General features: G+C 50.7%; 12 protein-coding genes. 4 read left to right on the forward strand and 8 right to left on the reverse strand.

Features of this window, described 5'->3' with window-relative positions; genetic code table 11:
- Positions 1 to 112: 112 nt before the first annotated feature.
- The 3 genes from pyrH to CCUR_RS07650 form a co-directional block, all read right to left on the reverse strand.
- The gene (pyrH, locus tag CCUR_RS05415) at positions 113 to 835 is read right to left on the reverse strand and encodes a UMP kinase (RefSeq protein WP_012803469.1); all 723 of its coding nucleotides are present in this window, start codon (positions 833 to 835) and stop codon (positions 113 to 115) included.
- A gap of 376 nt (positions 836 to 1,211) precedes the next feature.
- Positions 1,212 to 2,831: a S1C family serine protease gene (locus CCUR_RS05420; RefSeq protein ID WP_012803470.1), complete on the reverse strand. Its 1,620-nt coding sequence runs from the start codon at positions 2,829 to 2,831 to the stop codon at positions 1,212 to 1,214.
- Positions 2,832 to 3,157: 326 nt separating this feature from the next.
- On the reverse strand, positions 3,158 to 3,934 hold the full coding sequence (locus CCUR_RS07650) for an MOSC domain-containing protein (RefSeq protein ID WP_245526090.1): 777 nt from the start codon (positions 3,932 to 3,934) through the stop codon (positions 3,158 to 3,160).
- Positions 3,935 to 4,140: 206 nt separating this feature from the next.
- On the opposite strand from CCUR_RS07650, the gene CCUR_RS05430 reads away from it, so the two are divergent.
- The 3 genes from CCUR_RS05430 (at position 4,141) to ettA (ending at position 7,025) form a co-directional block, all read left to right on the forward strand.
- Positions 4,141 to 4,503 carry an arsenate reductase family protein gene (locus CCUR_RS05430; RefSeq protein ID WP_012803472.1) on the forward strand — a complete coding sequence of 121 codons (363 nt, stop codon included), beginning with the start codon at positions 4,141 to 4,143 and terminating at the stop codon, positions 4,501 to 4,503.
- A gap of 296 nt (positions 4,504 to 4,799) precedes the next feature.
- Positions 4,800 to 5,222: a flavodoxin gene (locus CCUR_RS05435; protein WP_012803473.1), complete on the forward strand. Its 423-nt coding sequence runs from the start codon at positions 4,800 to 4,802 to the stop codon at positions 5,220 to 5,222.
- Positions 5,223 to 5,348: 126 nt separating this feature from the next.
- Entirely contained in the window at positions 5,349 to 7,025 is a 1,677-nt protein-coding gene (ettA, locus tag CCUR_RS05440) for an energy-dependent translational throttle protein EttA (protein ID WP_012803474.1), read from the forward strand.
- A gap of 235 nt (positions 7,026 to 7,260) precedes the next feature.
- On the opposite strand, the gene CCUR_RS05445 is transcribed toward ettA, so the two are convergent.
- The 5 genes from CCUR_RS05445 to CCUR_RS07290 form a co-directional block, all read right to left on the reverse strand.
- On the reverse strand, positions 7,261 to 8,172 hold the full coding sequence (locus CCUR_RS05445; RefSeq protein ID WP_083771609.1) for a serine O-acetyltransferase: 912 nt from the start codon (positions 8,170 to 8,172) through the stop codon (positions 7,261 to 7,263).
- 439 nt (positions 8,173 to 8,611) lie between these two features.
- Positions 8,612 to 10,060 carry a solute carrier family 23 protein gene (locus CCUR_RS05450; RefSeq protein WP_015778654.1) on the reverse strand — a complete coding sequence of 483 codons (1,449 nt, stop codon included), beginning with the start codon at positions 10,058 to 10,060 and terminating at the stop codon, positions 8,612 to 8,614.
- A 157-nt stretch (positions 10,061 to 10,217) separates the two neighbouring features.
- Complete coding sequence (locus CCUR_RS05455) at positions 10,218 to 12,383, reverse strand: YhgE/Pip domain-containing protein (protein ID WP_245526117.1); 2,166 nt, start codon at positions 12,381 to 12,383, stop codon at positions 10,218 to 10,220.
- 5 nt (positions 12,384 to 12,388) lie between these two features.
- Positions 12,389 to 15,265 (reverse strand): YhgE/Pip domain-containing protein, encoded by a 2,877-nt coding sequence (locus CCUR_RS05460; protein WP_015778656.1) that lies wholly within the window; start codon positions 15,263 to 15,265, stop codon positions 12,389 to 12,391.
- A gap of 161 nt (positions 15,266 to 15,426) precedes the next feature.
- On the reverse strand, positions 15,427 to 16,446 hold the full coding sequence (locus CCUR_RS07290; RefSeq protein ID WP_015778657.1) for a class I SAM-dependent methyltransferase: 1,020 nt from the start codon (positions 16,444 to 16,446) through the stop codon (positions 15,427 to 15,429).
- 336 nt (positions 16,447 to 16,782) lie between these two features.
- Between CCUR_RS07290 and CCUR_RS05475 the strand changes: the two genes are divergently transcribed.
- The gene (locus CCUR_RS05475) at positions 16,783 to 18,783 is read left to right on the forward strand and encodes an elongator complex protein 3 (RefSeq protein WP_015778658.1); all 2,001 of its coding nucleotides are present in this window, start codon (positions 16,783 to 16,785) and stop codon (positions 18,781 to 18,783) included.
- The last annotated feature ends 180 nt before the right edge of the window (positions 18,784 to 18,963 follow it).

The raw sequence follows: 18,963 nt of genomic DNA on the forward strand, positions 1-18,963 counted from the left end.
AGTCGATCGTGGTGCCAATACGTTCCGTTCGTTATCTATTCATTCGTATCGGATCGATAATCATCTTGGTAATTACCCCGATAATCATCCAACGAGCTTTCCCCTTATTAGCTTATGAACTAATCGTGGTACCGACGTTTTCCCCTTTAAGAACCCGTGCGATATTTCCGGGTGCCGTAATGTCGAATACCAGCATGGGCATGCCGTTATCCATGCACAGCGAAGTGGCTGTTGTGTCCATAACCTGCAGTTCCTTTGAGATAACATCCAAGTAGGTAATGTGCTCAAAGCGAACAGCAGCAGGGTTAACCTTGGGGTCGCTGTCATACACGCCATCCACCTTGGTGGCCTTCATCAAGCATTCAGCATCGATTTCCAAAGCGCGCAGGGCAGCGGTAGTGTCGGTGGTGAAATAGGGGTTGCCCGTTCCAGCTGCAAAGATAACAACACGACCCTTTTCAAGGTGGCGAATAGCGCGACGACGAATATAGGGCTCAGCAACCTGGCGCATTTCTATCGCACTCATAACACGACACGGGATATCAGCGCGCTCGAAACCATCCTGCAGCGCAAGAGCATTCATGCAGGTAGCCAGCATGCCAATGTAGTCTGCCTGAGATCGATCCATACCCTCGGCTGAACCTGCCATGCCACGAAAGATGTTGCCGCCGCCAACTGTTACAGCAACTTCAATGCCATCGTCGACAACCTGCTTAATCTGACAGGCAAGATCCTCAACAACCTTTGGATCAATACCATAACCTGCGTCACCCATGAGTGCTTCTCCCGAGAGTTTTAGCAGGACGCGCTTGTACTTGTAGTCTGCCATTGCCATACCTTTCAATCGGATAGCGACCATATTACCTGAGAGCTGCCAGTATGTACCCTGTGGCACGGCGATTCCTCGTTTTTAGCTCAACCATCATGAAAAGTGGCGTCGATGTGAGGACGGACACGAGGACAGGAAGGTGTTAGTTAGTTAGTTAGTTAGTTAGTTAGTCGGGTGGACGGATGGCTGATTGATTAGTCAGTTAGCTAGTTGAGTGGTTGGTTGGTTGGTTCGTTAATCGATCGATGACTAGTTGATAAACGTCAGTCTGCCATGAGAAACAAAAACAGGGCAAGAGCTTTTGAGCCCTTACCCTGTTTATGAATCACGCAGTCGCAATAACGTGACGAAATCTTATTAACCTATGGTGCTCACAGCAACACTAAGCAGCTGCCCTTTGAGGAGAAGACTGACTCGATCCTGTTGAACCAGTTGCCGTTGAGCCTTGGTTGTTGCCGCTTCCCTGGTTGTCATAGCTCATACCAAATAAGCCGCCCCGGCTGCTACTATTCTTGCGCAACAGCGAATTGGCATTGTCGTCTGATCCAAGGGTCACTTGAGCGGTCATCTGCTGACCATCGCGCAGATAGGTAACCGTTACTGTGTCGCCGACATTCTTCGAACGCACAGCCGCGATCAATCCTGTTGCGTCTGTTACCGCCGTATCATCAACCTTCGTGATGATATCGCCCTCTTCAAGGCCAGCCTGCGCAGCGCCACTACCTTCAACAATGCTCGATACATACGCACCTGAATCAGTACCCAAGTGGTAGCGCTGATTGAGCTGGCTCGTAATTGAAATCGGCGTTACCCCAATCATGGCATGCGTTGGCGTTTTACCAGAAATAATCTGCTGCGCGATATCCATGGCGTAGTCAACAGGGATGGCAAATCCAACACCTGAATAGTTACCTGAATACGATTCGATAACCGCATTGATGCCAATGAGCTTACCATTTGCATCAACAAGCGCACCACCGGAATTGCCCGGGTTGATAGCTGCATCGGTCTGAATCATGTTCGTGTAAATCGTAGGTGCAGCAGCCGAAGAGTAGCTATTGTTATAGCCATTACCCGACCCTTCATCGCTACTTGACGACACGGCCACGGTACGACTTGTTGCCGAAATAATACCCGTCGCCACTGACTGTTCAAGACCAAAGGGGCTGCCAACGGTCATGACCCACTGACCAGCCTTCAAATCGGACGATTTGCCGATCTCGATGGGGGTCAAACCCGTTGCATCAATCTTAATGACTGCCAGGTCAGTAGTTGGGTCAGTACCCACAACCTTGGCATCATATTCTTGCCCATTGGCCGTTACCTTTAATGCATCAGCTGATTCAACCACATGGTTATTTGTCAGAATGTAGCCATCGGAAGAAATAATCACGCCGCTGCCCAGGCTTGTCTTAACCAAACTCGACTGATCGGTTGAACGACCCAACATGCTGCCCCACCCCGATTGGTCGGTGTACACATTAATAGCTGTAACCGATGGAAGCGTCTTGTCAGCTACCTTTTCAGCACGATCAGTCTCGTCGTCGCTTGCGGTAATGGTGCTGTCACTGGAAGACCCCAGTACCACCTGGGAAGCCGAATGCCCCGTAATCGACTGATAGCCAAGAAAACACGCGGCAGCAACCGCACACGCAGCAAGTGCACCGATAAACGCAATACCAAAGACACGCTTACCTGAAACACCGGTCTGGGGCACATGAGCTGCTGGTATAGCAGTTGTTGTGCCCGCTGGTGGAACGGTTGGAGGTTGCGGAGGAACGGAGGTAAATTGAGGCGGCACGGTTGCATACGAAGTTGCCTGTGTCGCCTGGGTTGGCTGCGCTGTTGTAGCCGATTGTGCTGCCTGCATTGTTTGTGCCGTTTGTGTCGCTGAAGTCATCGGTTGAGTCGACTGCGGTGGAATCGGCGCACCCGGCTGTCCGGTATATCCCGTATATGAAGAGCCCGTCGGTCCTACGGGAGGAATTCCATTCTCGGTCATCTACGTTATGCTCCTTACCTGTTCAAATCGTCCGCGTGTATACTTCGATAACACGAACCTTAGCACGTGCCGTAATCGAATAAGAACAAACAGTCAGTTCGTCAACGATACGGAACCTAATTACATCATTCGATGTACAAATTGAAGAGTACGACGAGCAGGCAGATGGATGCTCGTTGCCCAAAGCCACACAAAATAGCGTCGGAAGATAGCCTCCGTTACGCCTGATAAATCGGCTCATAACCAACCCGATAGAGTCTGAACAGTTGAAACCTCATACATCTCCGACGGTTGAATGAAGTCGAAATGTGTCCCGATGTGCGTCTCTATGTCTGACAAACTGGCTGTTTGACTTCAGGCAGTGGTGTATCCGACACCAGATGATGCACCTGCCCGCTTCCTAAGGAAAGCACCTGCACGGTATCGCCCACCCGAACGGCACCAGGCTTTACGACCCATCCGAATACCCCTTCACGCGGGAAAATGCAATCGCCCGCCAGGTAAAAGATGGCGCACCGACGATGGCAAATCTTACCAATCTGGGATATTTCTATTTCAGCAGTACCAACAGAAAGACGGGTACCTAAAGGCATACCCTTCATATTGATACCTGAGACAGTAATGTTTTCGCCAAAGTCACCTTCGGATATATCGAGCCCGTGATCCTTCGCGACATCAATCGATTCTTCCGCTAAAAACGATACCTGTCGATGCCAATTACCGGCATGAGCATCACCATGTACACCATAATCGGAATCAAGCATAATCACACCTGCTTCAACAGGCGACTTGCGCGTTCCCTTCCGTTTAGACACATTGACTGATGTCACCGTGCCACAATCCCCTACCTGTGGATCGGGCATAGCCACGCTTTCCATCTGTGGAGCAGGCTCAATCGGCGCAAGTAGTGCATCATTAGTGGTTGTGGGAGCGTTTTCCTTGGGCGATTCGGACCCTATAGCAGGACCCGACTTACTCGTAGATACAGACCCATCAGCAAATGTAGACCGAGTAGTGGATTTAGACCCAATAGCAGATGCGGATCTGACAGTAGATTCAAGACCCGTAGCAAGTACGGACTCATTGGTAATAACACCAGACATGCGATGGTCCTTCTCTATAACTCTTCAATCTGCGCTCAAGCGCGATTATAGTCGTCAATCCATCGACAAACACAAAGAAATCCGCCATGATAAAGGCTGATCGCACAACCGCCAAGTCGAATAAATTCCCCTGAATAATAGCCTTGGCAGATCAGCAAAATAGTTCCACCCTCGTTTGATGAATCCCCACTGAAAGGAATCCCTTTATGTTGTTCATCGAATATCCGCAATGCTCCACCTGTCAGAAAGCCAAAAAGTGGCTCGATGCACAGGGGATCGACTACACCGACCGCAACATTAAGCAAGATCGGCCAACCATAGCCGAGCTGACAGACTGGCACGAGCGCAGTGGTATCGACTTAAAACGGCTGTTTAATACCAGTGGCATGGTCTATCGCGCACGCGGGCTGAAAGACAAACTGCCCACTATGACTGACGAAGAGAAGATCGCCGAGCTCGCCTCTGATGGCATGCTGGTAAAACGCCCTTTGGTTATAGATGGCGACACGGTACTCGCTGGGTTCCGCGAGGCGGAATGGGCACAGGCTTTCGGCGTTACAAAAGCATGATAACTGACACAGACTCTCAATGTGATAGCAGATGTTTGTAGCGTTTTATAATCAGTCGGCCTAATAAAACCAATAGAATCTCTTAGTGACACATCTCTCGCTTTTTGGAGAAAGCTTCCGGAGACCGTTTGCCATCAGCCGACTGACAATTAGATGGACAATAACCGAATAAGCCGCACAAGGCAGTTGACCCCTTGTCAATAAACCATTAGGGTTGCCTAACTAAAAGGAGTATCCGCGATGACGGGAAAATTAAAAACAAACCCGCACAAACGGACCAATGGAAAGGACCTCACATGAGTAAAGTAGCAGTCGTGTTCTGGAGCGGTACCGGCAACACCGAAGCAATGGCCGACCTGGTTGCTCAGGGCGTAAAGGAAGCCGGTGGCGACGCAAGCCTCATCCAGATCTCGGACTTCGACGAAAGTCAAATCGACGACTTTGATGCCTTCGCGTTCGGCTGCCCCGCTATGGGCGACGAAGAACTCGAAGATACCGAGTTTCTGCCCGTCTACGATATCGTAGAACCCCTGCTCGGTGATAAGAAAGTCGTGCTATTTGGATCCTACGACTGGAACGATGGCGAATGGATGGAACTGTGGGAACAGCGTGCGCAGGATGCAGGTGTCAACGTAGTTGATTCACTCATCGCCAAAGATTACCCCGACGACGAAGCTTCTGCCGAGTGTGTTCGTGTTGGCAAGCTGCTTGTCGGATAGTTCATCTTCAGAGATACTTTTAATACTAACGGGTAAAGGGCATCGCGCAATTTACCCAAGGCAGAGCCGCCCGATGGGCGGTTCTGCCTATATTGACTCATACAAACGAGAACGCTGAGGTACGCTGTGGCAGAATTTATCTACCAAATGCACAAGGCACGCAAGGCCCACGGGGATAAAGTCATCCTCGACGACGTAACAATGGCCTTCTATCCTGGCGCCAAAATTGGCGTTGTTGGCCCCAATGGTATGGGAAAGTCAACACTGCTTAAGATTATGGCGGGCATTGAAGATGTCAGCAATGGTTCAGCGCAGCTCTCAAGCGGCTATACGGTGGGTCTGCTCGAGCAGGAACCGCCACTCGATGAAACAAAAACCGTTAAGGAAAACATTGAGGAGGCTTTTGGCGAAATTATTGCCAAAGTGAATCGTTTTAATGAAATTGGCGCGGAAATGGCTAATCCTGATGCTGATTTCGATGCGCTCATGGAAGAAATGGGAAGCCTACAAACTGCCATCGACGCGGCCAATGGCTGGGATCTGGACAGTCAACTGTCTCAGGCAATGGACGCCCTGCAATGCCCCGACCCCGATGAAACGGTCGATCATCTTTCGGGCGGCGAGAGGCGTCGTGTAGCGTTGTGCCGCCTGCTGCTTGAAGCGCCTGACCTTCTTCTGCTTGACGAACCAACCAACCATCTCGACGCAGAAAGTGTCTTGTGGCTTGAGCAATTCCTGAAAGACTACCCCGGTGCAGTGCTCGCTGTAACCCACGATCGCTATTTTTTGGATGATGTGGCTGAGTGGATCTGCGAGGTCGACCGCGGCACGTTATATCCGTACAAAGGCAATTATTCAACCTATTTAGAAACAAAAGCCGCGCGTCTTGAGGCTCAAGGTAAGCAGGATGAAAAGCGTGCTAAAAAGATGCGATCGGAACTTGAGTGGGTACGTTCGAGCCCTAAAGCGCGACAAGCGAAGAACAAGGCACGTCTTGAGCGCTATGAACAAATGGCTGCCGAAGCAGGACGTGCGCAAGTCGACTTTACTGAAATTAATATTCCGGTTGGCCCCCGGCTTGGTAGTAAAGTTATTGTGGCTGATCATCTCCATAAAGCGTTTGGTGATCGCGTACTCATTGACGATCTTTCATTTGATCTGCCTCGCAACGGCATTGTCGGTGTTATTGGCCCGAATGGCGTTGGTAAATCAACTCTGTTCAAAATGATTATGGGTATCGAAGATATATCTGGTGGATCCCTTGAGATCGGTGAAACGGTAAAGATCAGCTATGTCGACCAAAACCGTGCGGGCATCGACCCCAACCGCACTCTTTGGGAAGTGGTATCTGACGGGCTTGACTACCTGATGGTAGGACAAACTGAAATCCCCAGTCGTGCCTACGTAGCAAGCTTCGGCTTTAAAGGAAGCGATCAGCAAAAACCAAGCAACGTGCTTTCCGGTGGTGAGCGTAATCGCCTCAACTTGGCACTCACGTTAAAGCAAGGGGGCAACCTCTTGTTGCTTGACGAGCCGACAAACGACCTCGACACCGAAACGCTTGAAAGCCTTGAGGAAGCACTGCTTGCCTTCCCCGGTTGCGCCGTTGTCACCAGCCACGATCGGTGGTTCCTCGACCGCGTTGCGACGCATATCCTCGCCTGGGAAGGAACGGACGATAATCCTGGTGCCTGGACGTGGTTTGAAGGAAACTTTGCCGACTACCAGAAAAACCGTGAGCAGCGCTTAGGGCCAGAAGCGTCCAAACCGCACCGTTTACATCGCAAGCTCACCCGCAACTAAACGCTTTCGCTTCATGCGCGGCTGAAATGAGCTGCATAGCTACATAGTGCGCGTAATTACGCCGCGAACCATGCATGGTTGAATAAGAAAGCGCCCACATCGCAGGCAACCTGCATGCGGGCGCTTGTTCATTACCCCTTACCAGGTACGACAAAGCGTGGTCAATAAACACCGGACTGCATGCGGGCGCTTGTTTATTACCCCTTACCAGGGTCCGTGAATCTCGTTGATAAGCCTAAATTTCCCAGCTGGCTTTCGCGCGTTTCGAGGGGCGTACGTTCACTTCCACGCCCTTTACCGTCACACGGGAATGGGCCGGAATAGATTCGGTTACAAACGCACCGCCTGCAATGACGGTATCTTCACCGATAACCGTTTCTCCGCCGAGCACGCTCGCACCCGAATAAATGGTTACGTCGTCGCAAATCGTAGGATGACGCTTAACCCCGCGCAAGCCCTGCCCCGCCCGTGTCGACAGCGCGCCGAGCGTGACACCCTGATAGATCTTGACATGCTTGCCAATAGTGGTGGTTTCACCAATAACTACGCCAGTTGCATGGTCGATAAAGAAGTATTCATCGATCGTCGCGCCCGCATTGATGTCGACCCCGGAATGAACATGCGCATACTCACTCATGATGCGGGGAATCAGTGGGACATCCTGTACATAAAGGCAGTGCGCAATACGGTAAACAAAAATAGCGAAGAAGCCCGGATAACTAAAGATGATTTCTTCTTTACTCTGAGCTGCAGGATCACCGTCAAAAGCTGCCTGCACATCGGTTAGCAGGATGCGCTGCACCTCGGGTAAGCTTTCCATAAAACGCAGAATGATACTATCAACATGCTGTGCCAGTTCGTCGGCGGGCATATCTGATTCTCTGAACAGCAGTGCTTCGCGCACTTGCTCGCGTAGGTTATCTTCAATGTGCGATAACGCCTGACCGATAAAGTATTCGGGGCGGCGCGTTGAAGCACCGTCATCGCTGAAATAACGAGGAAACAGCACGACGCGCAGATCCTTGATGATCTCAATGATGGCACGACGGCTGGGAAAATGGCGCCCTTCGCAATTGAAGCAAATCTCAGGCGAGGTGTAGTTTTGGGCAATACCCGCCACAATGGCGTCCATTTTATCGTTGTTGATCACGATCTCTCCGATCCCTGCAATACAGCCGCGCGTCCTCCTTCATAAACGCGTTGTCATCACAGTTGCAGGAGGAAACCTCCATAAAAAGGAGCTGCCACCTACCCCGCTGATGTACAAACACGAATGCGCGTGCGAAAACCATTTTAGCCTAGCCCGTAGTCGAGTACCATATCCTAGCTGGACACCGGGATTTATAAGGGACTAAGAAAAATCCTGACGAACAACTGCTATATCAAACACACAGATACCAGATACGAAAGTACATATACGCGACGCTCAGCCAACAAAGTATACGCACCACGCTCACGAAATCCTTAACCCACTTATCGAACACCTAGTTATTAGAGCGCGGTAATGCACCACGTTTACGACATTTGAGCCGACATTTGGGCCAATAGCACAATAACAACAGTCACTAGCGAACGCCAGATTTGAGCTAGCGCGACGACGTAGCTCCGTTGCGATGATGGGCACGACGCCGTTTTTCAAGTGCTTCCATCTGCACACGCGCCGCCTCATCTTCTTCATCCTGCAGCCGCTTATTTTCGGCGAAGTCAGCACGAATCTTATCGCGGTCACACAGCAACACATATAACGCCGAGCCGGCTACCAACCCAACGCCTCCGCCCCGAGCCAGGATGAATCCTGCCATCATGCCGGCAATACCCTGGTCGAGTTTGTCGCGCGCCAAATCGAAACAGATCTGAGCGCAGACAAACCCTTGAATACACAACACCACAACCAGCATGGCAGATGCCGCTGCAGCCGCTGCTTCATACAGCGGAAAGATAAACAGACCAACCACGGTAAAAATAAGGTTAGTGCCCGATCCATCATAGATGGAATCCATTCCAGCACGCCCACCCTGGCGATAACGCTGGTACGTTGCAACGCAATACGGCGCAGACAACGGACCGGCGAGCGCCGGATACGGAGCAAATAGACCAAGTATAAGATTACGGATACCACAAATGACGTTTGTGCGGTTGGGGTCAAACTCGATATATTCATCGTCGCGCTGTGCCTGCAGACCAAGCTGCTGTACCGTAACGAAATCGCCATAGGCAATTACCCAAGCCACCAGCGCAATAGGTAGCCCAGTAAACCAGGTATGCATATCGGGAAATCCGATGCTAAACGGCGACACAGCGTAATACAGAGCAACAAAATCAGGGAACTTCAGCAGCTGCCCTGAAAAATGGTAGTCAAATTCCCCTGAAACACCGCCCGCAATAAGCATGGCAATAACAGCCCAAAGGAATCCGTAGTTACCCAAAATACTGATGAACCGATTCGTTTCGATATGCTTGCGTAAGCGCTTTGAAAACATAAACAAAAAGACAACGACAAGGCCCGCTAAACACCCCACCGTCACTGTATCGATCGCCCCACCCTCCTGCAGGCGTGCATATACGGCGTTAACGCCAGCGCCAAGCACGATGCCAGCCTTGACCGCCGGCGGCATAAGGGTATTTAAGCGCTTCGAGAGTCCGGTAAATCCCAGCACAATAAAGAGAACAGCTAATTCCAGCTGAACGGCAGAAAGCGCCTGAATACGGGCAATTCCCGAGTCGAACGATTCCAAATGTACGATGATAATTGCCATAGCAGGCGTGATCCACCCACAAATCGACGGCTCGCCAAGCAGCCAATTGAGCGTGTACATCATGGTTTCAAATACCACGAGTGCCCACGCTGTTTCAGGGTCGAGCCCTAACGTCGTAACGAGCACCGCCAATGCCCCGTACGAGGTACAAGCATTCATGAGGCCCGTTACGATTTCTGGCGGCGATATCTTGAAATGAATAAACGGCAGACGAATACGAAAAATGCCGACGGGAATACATGGTTGCACGCCACCATAGGAGCGTTTCATAGACGCCATGCAACCCCCTCACGCAGTCGTCTTGCTGGATAGTGTTAACTTAGCAAACCGCACGTATAACGCGATGGATCAAAAATGAAAATCCATCCATCTTATTTGGTTTTGAATGAATCAAGAGAAAAGCAGTGATTACTTCTGATGAATAGAGCCACCACTCCTACATCAGCTTCGTTTCCTCTAGCTTGCGCCGCAGCATCTGGTTTGATTGCGCAATCGGCTTGCGAATAATCAAACCCAGCAGCAAGGAAAGCGCCACCAAACTTGAAACCGCCAAAAGACCCGAGACATATTCCATTCCATAGATACCCGCCACACACGACTGCATCGCGCGCATGCCATGGACAAACGGCAGCCACGGATAGATGTCCTGGAAAATGGTATCGGACATCTCTATGGGAAAGATGCCACCCGAACCAGCCACTTGCATAACAAGCAAGATGACCGAAATCGCCTTACCGACATTACCAAACGAAACCACTAACGTATAGATGAAGAAGCAGAACATCTGCCCAATCAGCACGCCAGCAAGCACAAAGAGAACCGGGTGCACGCACTGTATTTTCAAGAAGAATAGATCTCCTAGGCACACCACTAAACTCTGTCCCAAACCCAAAAGCGAAAAGATGCCAAATCGCCCAAAGAACTCCTCGCGCGGCTTCAGCTTAGGATATTGAGCGCGGCGGCTTTCGTTTAGGTGCCCTTCAAGCATAACGACCAAAATAACGGCCCCGACCCACAAGGTGAGCATTGTGTAGAACGATGACATTGATGACCCGTTGTTTTCCACGGGAAATATGCCCTGGCGCTCCATGGAAATCGGGGAAGCTAAGTAATCGGCAAGCGACGTCGTATCGCCATCAATAATGGCTTTGATTTTGTCAACGTCGCCCGATGCAAGGGCGTCGGAGAGTTTTTCTTTTACCTCTTTCAGATAATCAGCCGATCCGTCAAGTTCCTTGGCTGCTTGATCAAGCTGCTCTTGGGCAGAGGCTAGTCGTGCTGAAAGCGAATCGGTTGCATCAGAAAGAGATGCCATGGTTGCATCCAAGTCCGACGATATCGTTTGCGCGCTACCCGATACCTGCGCAAGCGACTGCTTCAACTGGCCAACTGACGACGTGAGATCGCCATTGTAGTCGGTTTTCGCTGCGTTAATTCCCTGCTTTGCCTGTGCTATCAGATCGGCCACCTGTTGACGGCGCGTGGAAGAATCAGACACGCCTGAATCAATTGAATCGGCTGTGTCCGCAAGATTCTGCGCAAGATCCCCTTGGATTCTCGAAGCTTCTCGTATCTGAGTGATCACCGCATCAAACGCATGACCAGTGTTCACCGATTCAAGTGCAGTAGCAAGCGAATCGTATGACTGCTTGATCACAAGAACCCTGTTGGCAAGCGTACGCAACTGCGCCGATGCAGTCTGTGAAGAATCGCCAATGGCATCAAAAGCCTGATTAGCCTGGCCGCCCAGAGAATCAAAACTCTCTGCACTCTTGGAGAGTGCCTGACTCACGGCATCAACTGACCCCTCTAAGGATGACGCCGTTGACGAAAGCGAATCTTCGGATGACGAAATAGCGTTCTGCATTCGTGTTGACGAATCTGAAGCGGAGTCCATCACCGATGCCGACGAGTCAACAAGCGAACGCGTTGCACCCATGACCCGAGAGAAAGATCGGATACGGTCAGCCGCATCGTGAATGTCAGACGAAGCAGTATCGATGCTATTCCCCATGCGTTCAATATAAGAAGCCAGCTGATCACTCTGACTGAAATCGACAAGGTCAGATGACAACGAAAGCGCCACTTCACTGACCGTGCTTGTAAACTGCTCGCGAATACTTTCTTGAATGACCCCTGCACCGGCATCAGTAATACGTGGTGCAATAGGATTTTCTTTTTCGTTGGTGTAGTAAATGATGCTCGAATGTTCAACGTTGGGAGAAAACAGCGACATAAGATCTGCCGAAAACGACGAGGGTATAACCAGTGCCGCATAGTAGCGACCCGACCGTACCCCTTCCATGGCGGTGTCGTTATCGACAAATTCCCAGCTAAAACTATCATTTGCCCGCAACGACGAAACAACGGAATCGCCCGTGTTTACCCGAAGAGGTAAAAAATCGCCCTTGTAGCCTTCGTCGTCGTTGACCACAGCAACCTTGAGCCCTTGCGTATTGTTATACGGATCCCAGCTTGCCGCCGTATTGAGCCAGGCATACATAACGGGAAGCAGAATAAGACCAACTAAAATGAGGGTAGAAATAGGGCTGTGCAGACCAAGACGCAAATCATCGACAAACATGCGGAACACATTTCTCATCGAAATCACCGCTTTTCCTTATCAATAGACGCGTCCGAAGCATCGTCTGACGTTTTCGAAGCACCATCTGAAGTGCTGTCCGAAGGAGTCTCTGCAGTATCGCTTGAAATGCCGTTCGGCACCTTATGGAAAGTTTCATCCGAAGCGTCACTCGCAGCACCATCTAATACTGCATCTGAAGCACCATTTAACGCTTTACTTGGAATATCACTCGAAACATCATTCAAGACCTCGCCCGAGGAGAGCTCTTCTGTAGCGGCATTCTTCTGAGGTACTTCACGCAAACGGGAAAGTACCGCACGCACATTTTCGGCGTGGTTGGCAGAAAAATCCTTGTGGCGCAGTGGAGTGTGACCCATCACATCAGCCATCAAATCTTCTCCACTGTGCGCAACCATGCGCACCTGGTTATTCAAGTAATCATGGAAGTACTCGATAAGGACCAGCGCCCATCCCAGCAAAACAACCAGCGTGACAAAGCCCACAATCATGAGCACCTTGCCGTTCGGCCCCAGCGAAAATTGGCACATGATAACCAGAGCAACAAGTGGAAGGACGATTATTGAAATACGACTGATCTGTGCAATAGATGGATAGCGACGGTTGAAGCGCGTCGCACGACCAAGCAAAACGCTTCGGTATTCGTCGTTGTCCAAAAGAGCACGCACCACGTTGCGCACACGATAACGCGGTTCGCGCAGGCCTTGATCGTCATTGACCATATAGGTCGTTTCGCGTAATCGTTTGTCAAACAACACGTTCAAATTAAGAACATACGGACGGACAAATAAGCCGATGAGTAGCGAAACCGCCGCGATAAGCAAAAGCACCACTATGTTGGCGGCATATGCACCGCCGTACATGCCCCCAATTGCCTCGCGCATGGCAGAAATACCATAGGTGAAGGGTAAGAGTGGATGTACCTGTTGGAAAAAGGACGGCATCATTTCGATAGGGTACATACCCGACGAACCAGGAATCTGCATGATAAGCAACAGCACAGCAAGCGCCTTGCCAATGTGTTTCAGGGTAATCCCTAACATGAAAACCACGTTCACAAAGGCAAAACTTGTAACGAGCCCCGCAATAACAAACGATATCGGGTCGACACAGCCAATGCCCAATGCCACATCACCGATACAGATAATCGCCGCCTGAACTAAGGAAACTAAAACGAACAGCAGCCAGCGAGCCATATAAGCCTGCACAGCTGTCATCGATTCAAACCCTTTGCGATCGACTTCCATCTTAAGAATAGCTATCAACATAAAGCAGCCGACCCAAATAGCCAGATTGGTATAGAACGGGGCAACGGCTGCACCATAATGCTCCACCGGATAGAGCACTTCGGTATCAAGGGTAACCGGCGACGACATGAACTCGCCAATGCTTGTTACGTCAAGACCAAGCACCACAGAAAGTTGATCGGCTTCGAGCGCTGAAGCGATGGCGCGGATATCATCAACAGTGTCGTCAACGTGCTTTTGTACCGCACCAAGAGAACTTTCCGTGTTAGAAAGAGACGCTTGAACCTGGCTAAAGACACCCTGCGCCTGTGAAAGCAACGAAGAAATTTCTTCCACCTGCGGGCCTAGTCCAGAAACTGCCCCAGAGAGACCGCCCATCGACAGCACGAGCGAATCAAGCGAACCGCCGATACGCGACGCACTTGCAGCAAGAGCTGTTCCCGTGACCATGATGGATTGAGCACCCGTCTGCACTGTCGTGTTCATAGCATTCGAAAGATTCTGCGCAGCAAGAGTAGCACGACCGAGGCTCGTACTGACATTTGAGAGGTTATTGACATGCTGCCTGAGCGTATCGTTATGGGATTGCAAACGCGCAATCGTATTGAGCGCGGTAGTCTTCGCGCTGCCCGCCGGCAGTGCCGCAGCGGCATCTTGCAACTGACTAATAATCTGGTCGTTCTGCGCGATAACCCCTTGAAGACGGGTAAGCACACTATCCACGTCAGCCTTCGCCACCATAATGCGTCCAACAGCATCGTTAACCTGGCTATTTACCTGCGAAGAAGTACTCCCTATAAGCGCACCACTCTGGGTAAGGGTCCCTGCGAGCGATGAACTGAAGCCATCCGATGAAGTGCGTACCTGAGAAAGAACGCGCGCTGCATCATCGATAGACGTTGATGCCTGCGGCACGGCAGTTTCAAGCACATCGAGCGTTTCTTGAGCATTGTCAACGACATGCGACCACGAGTCGATAGACTGCGAAACGTCCTGTAGCGTATCGATGATTTGAGCCACCTGTTCATTTGCCCCAGTGACCGTTTGAGAAAGACGCCCATCAGCTGTATCAATCTGGCTTTCAATGTCGCCAGCTCGGTCTTTCAACAAACCGATAAGCGCTTCGGATACCGCTTTTGAAAAGGCTTCCTCTACCTGACGCTCGATTGCCGTTGATCCAGCATCGGTTACTTTTACAGCGGTTGAACTGTACTTTTCATTGACGTAGTAATCGATATGTGGCTCATGTCGGTCGCCCGACAGTGCGCTGGTAAAGTCAGCAGAAAGCGACGAGGGGATCACAAAGGCAGCGTAATAGCGTCCTGACTTAACTCCGTCTATCGCTTCACCTTTTGAAACAAATTCCCAGCTAAACTGACTGTTTTGTGATAACTGATCAACTATTTGACCGCCGACGTCGACCGATCCCATCCCTTCGACCGTTGTCGGAACGTCTTCGTTAGCGACGGCAATATGCAGTCCATTGGTATGTTCGTAAGGGTCCCAGTTTGCTTCAATGCAATACCATGCATACAATGCCGGCAGAACCGACATTGCCACAATAACCACCAGGGCAAACGGATTTTTTATTAGACGCACTATGTCACGCTGAAAAATGCGCAGCACCGTACCCACAGATATTCCCTTTCAAGGGAGCGTTAAAGCCCCACAGTCAAACAAAGCAGACGCGCTCAGGTAAGAGCGCGTCTTGGATAGCGCCCTATTATAGGGGGATTATCAGCCAAAAAAGAAGAATGACGCGCGTTTCCAACAGAGACCACAAAGCGGCGTCTGGTTTATCCTCGATTAGTAGCAAGATGGGGTAAAACCGCATTACTTTTCAGGGGCAGATTCCCAGCAGATTCCCGTCTGAAAACGAGATATCGATTGGTCTTGTTATCAAGCCCATCAGCAGTAAAGTTTGCGATTAAGCGCCCTTCGTTTGCAACGGCATCAACAAGCATGCACGCTTCTTCATTGGAAAAATGATGGCAGTAGCGCCATACATCGTGCTGATCTTGCCACCCCAAAAGAAAGTCGCCTTCTTCAAGCGAGGATGGATCGACTCCACGGTGCACAAGAGCCTTCTGGGCAGCGGGCCAGCATGATCGGACTTTACGAGCCAGACGCGCATCTTCCATGAAACGCCATAGCGATACCGCCACATAACCGCCCGGCTCAGCAGCCTGTATAAGCGCTCGCAGAAAAGCAATCCGATTTTCCAATGCTGGAATATGATGCATAAACCCGAATGAAACAACCAAACCGCTCAAAGGGATGGCGCCAAACAGCGCTTGCTCTGGCGCCTGCTCTAGCGACGGCTCGCCCCCGCGGTGTTGGTTATCAGATAGTACCTGATCGTGAGTATATCTCGTACAGGGCTGCTGCTGGGACACCTGCTTTGCAGAAATCTGCTTCTGTAAGTCTGCTTCGCGAAGAGCCAAAAGTGCTGCCATCAGATCACACTTGTGAAACACAAGGGAAGCAACACGACGATCCACTTGAGGAAGCAAACTGTCACAATTGTCGAACGCATGAAACTCAAAACAGGCATGCGGGAATCGATCCTGTAAAAACGACTCAAACCGCAAATTGCCACACGCAGCATCAAGCACGATAGTCTGATATGCAGGGTCGCCTACCGAAGAAGGACAATCGGCTTCTGAGGTGGCAGACCAGGCTCCTTCTTGCAATATATCGGTCAGTGTTATCCATCCGTGCCAAGGAGCCTGACGCGTTGCCGAAAAGGAATCGGCCACCGTACGATAAAACTCACTATTCAGCTGAGCGAGTGTCCGAGCTGTCTGCTGATCCATCGAAGACGCACCTCCTCCCTTTTTGCACGGCGATAACACCAACACCAGTTGCTCAAACGCGATCCTATCATGCTTGAGCGCAGCTGCACATGCTTAGTACGCTCTTACGTGGCCATTATCTTTGCATATGTCTCCGTATGCCGCAGGATTCTGCTGCTTCGTCATACTTGGAGGGCAACCGCACAGACGTTGACACACAGCACTCAACTTGTTGCTGTTCAGTCTGTCACTTGTTCATTCTGCCGCTCGTCCATTTAGCAACTCCCCACCACGCGGTGTGATGAAAATCACCGCGTAATAGGCTGTCCCGCAGCGAGCATGTTAGAATTTCTCCCTATGGAAAAGCCGCTCACATCCCCTGGTACCGATACATCTCCTGTCACAGAGACATCCCCTGCTGTAGATATGCTATCCAGCACAGATACGCCATGCGTTACCGATACATCACCTGGTGTAGATGCGTCAACTGTTATCAATGCATCACCCACAAACGAAAAACCCACTATCGAGGGGCTTATCACAGATATTATCCAAGCACTGAAAAGCTCTCGTGAACTTGATGCGCGAAAACTGGAATCTCTGATCGCACGCTATAATCGCGCATGGCATAGCCCAGAGCGCCACTTTGCAAAACGACAGTTGCTACCGGCCTATCAGCGCATGAAGCGCGAGCACGAAGATCTCTGGCGCACCTGGCATATCAGCGAACAAGATGAGGCTTATCTTATTGGTATTTTACAGATGAAACCCCGCCGCAGCGCATCAGGTGTGGCCACCATCACTGTTATTACTAAGCCACATGCCTGTGCGAGCGCGTGTCTCTACTGTCCCAACGATGTACGCATGCCAAAAAGTTACCTCTTCAAAGAGCCTGCCTGCCAACGTGCCGAACGTAACTTCTTTGACCCATACCTGCAGGTTGCAAGTCGCCTTGAAGCGCTGCACGAGATGGGTCATGCAACCGACAAGATTGAGCTGATTGTTTTAGGGGGCACCTGGAGCGATTATCCACGCAGCTATAGAACCTGGTATGCTCGTGAACTGTTCCGCGCTCTCAACGACAGCCCCACCGAGCGTCAAGAGTGCTGCAATACGCGACGCACTGCCTATAAGAAATCTGCTATCGGTTGCGAAGCTGCGGAACTTGCACAGCAGTGCGAACCCGTCCAAGCTCTTGTTAACGCTGGACAGATTACCTATAACGAAGCAGTCGGTTGTCTGTTTGGACCGCAATCTTCTTGGGGCACTACCGCAAGCTGGCAACAGACTTGCCAAGAAGACCTCTTCGCTGAACATATCCGCAACGAAACGGCAGATCACCGCTGTGTCGGATTAGTAGTAGAAACACGTCCCGATGCCATCAGCGCCGAAAGTTTACACGCTTTACGGGAAATCGGCTGCACAAAAGTACAGATCGGCGTCCAAAGTACCCGCGACGAAATTCTCGCCGCAAACGATCGCGGCATTACCACAGCCACCATCAAGCAGGCTTTTCGCCTTTTGAGAGTGTTTGGATTCAAAATCCATGCTCACTTTATGGTAAATCTCTTGGGTTCAACACCCGCCGACGACAAGCGCGACTATGCCTGCTTCGCCGATACACCCGCTTTTCGCCCTGACGAAGTAAAACTCTACCCCTGCGCCCTCATTGAAGGGACTGGTCTTATGGCGCATTGGGAAAAAGGGACATGGCGCCCCTATTCTGAAGATGAGCTTGTCGACGTACTCACTGCAGATGTGCTGGCTACCCCTGCTTACACGCGCCTTTCCCGTATGATCAGAGATATATCAACCCAGGATATTGTTGCGGGCAATAAAAAACCCAACTTGCGTCAAATGGTAGAAGAACGCCTACGCACCGACGGTTATCACGAAGCTATCCGCGAGATCCGTTTCCGCGAAATCAATCGCGAAACCGTTGACATAAATAAACTTACGCTAAAAGAAATCGTCTACCAAACCGAGGTATCCGAAGAACATTTCTTACAGTGGGTTGACCCCACTGACCGTATCGCTGGCTTTTTACGCCTGTCACTTCCCTATAAAAGCTATATCACTGCACACGCTGGTGAAATCCCTATATACGCCGGTGAAGCCATGATTCGCGAAGTGCATGTATATGGCGTGGCAGCGCACTTACATCACACCGATGCGGGCGTGCAGCATCTGGGACTCGGCCGCCAACTGGTCGAACAAGCATGTATTATTGCCGCAAAAGCAGGTTTTACTAAGTTGAATGTTATCAGTGCTATTGGCACGCGCGAATACTATCGACGCCTTAGTTTTTATGACAATGGCCTCTATCAGCAGCGCAATTTACTTGAACCAACAAAATAAGCTGCTCCAAATGCAACGATAGCCACTCACGCCGTGAGCATCAGAGGCCGCTGGGTCGGCACCACAATGAAGACACTAAACTGAAGGCACCACGCTTGGTAATCTCCTTGCGTACACAAAAGCAGATCGCGCGCCTTCACCTGCCGCGTATGGACTCGTCTTTGAACAGATCGATTTTCC

The organism is Cryptobacterium curtum DSM 15641 (assembly GCF_000023845.1).
In the GTDB taxonomy this organism is placed as follows: domain Bacteria; phylum Actinomycetota; class Coriobacteriia; order Coriobacteriales; family Eggerthellaceae; genus Cryptobacterium; species Cryptobacterium curtum.

What these genes read in the sequence shown, in the direction of transcription:
- CCUR_RS05420 (WP_012803470.1), bottom strand. Translation starts at nt 2,831, where the DNA reads ATGACCGAGAATGGAATTCCTCCCGTAGGACCGACGGGCTCTTCATAT.
- CCUR_RS05475 (WP_015778658.1), top strand. Translation starts at nt 16,783, where the DNA reads ATGGAAAAGCCGCTCACATCCCCTGGTACCGATACATCTCCTGTCACA.
- CCUR_RS07650 (WP_245526090.1), bottom strand. Translation starts at nt 3,934, where the DNA reads ATGTCTGGTGTTATTACCAATGAGTCCGTACTTGCTACGGGTCTTGAA.
- CCUR_RS05455 (WP_245526117.1), bottom strand. Translation starts at nt 12,383, where the DNA reads ATGAGAAATGTGTTCCGCATGTTTGTCGATGATTTGCGTCTTGGTCTG.
- CCUR_RS05435 (WP_012803473.1), top strand. Translation starts at nt 4,800, where the DNA reads ATGAGTAAAGTAGCAGTCGTGTTCTGGAGCGGTACCGGCAACACCGAA.
- CCUR_RS07290 (WP_015778657.1), bottom strand. Translation starts at nt 16,446, where the DNA reads ATGGATCAGCAGACAGCTCGGACACTCGCTCAGCTGAATAGTGAGTTT.
- pyrH (WP_012803469.1), bottom strand. Translation starts at nt 835, where the DNA reads ATGGCAATGGCAGACTACAAGTACAAGCGCGTCCTGCTAAAACTCTCG.
- CCUR_RS05430 (WP_012803472.1), top strand. Translation starts at nt 4,141, where the DNA reads ATGTTGTTCATCGAATATCCGCAATGCTCCACCTGTCAGAAAGCCAAA.
- CCUR_RS05450 (WP_015778654.1), bottom strand. Translation starts at nt 10,060, where the DNA reads ATGGCGTCTATGAAACGCTCCTATGGTGGCGTGCAACCATGTATTCCC.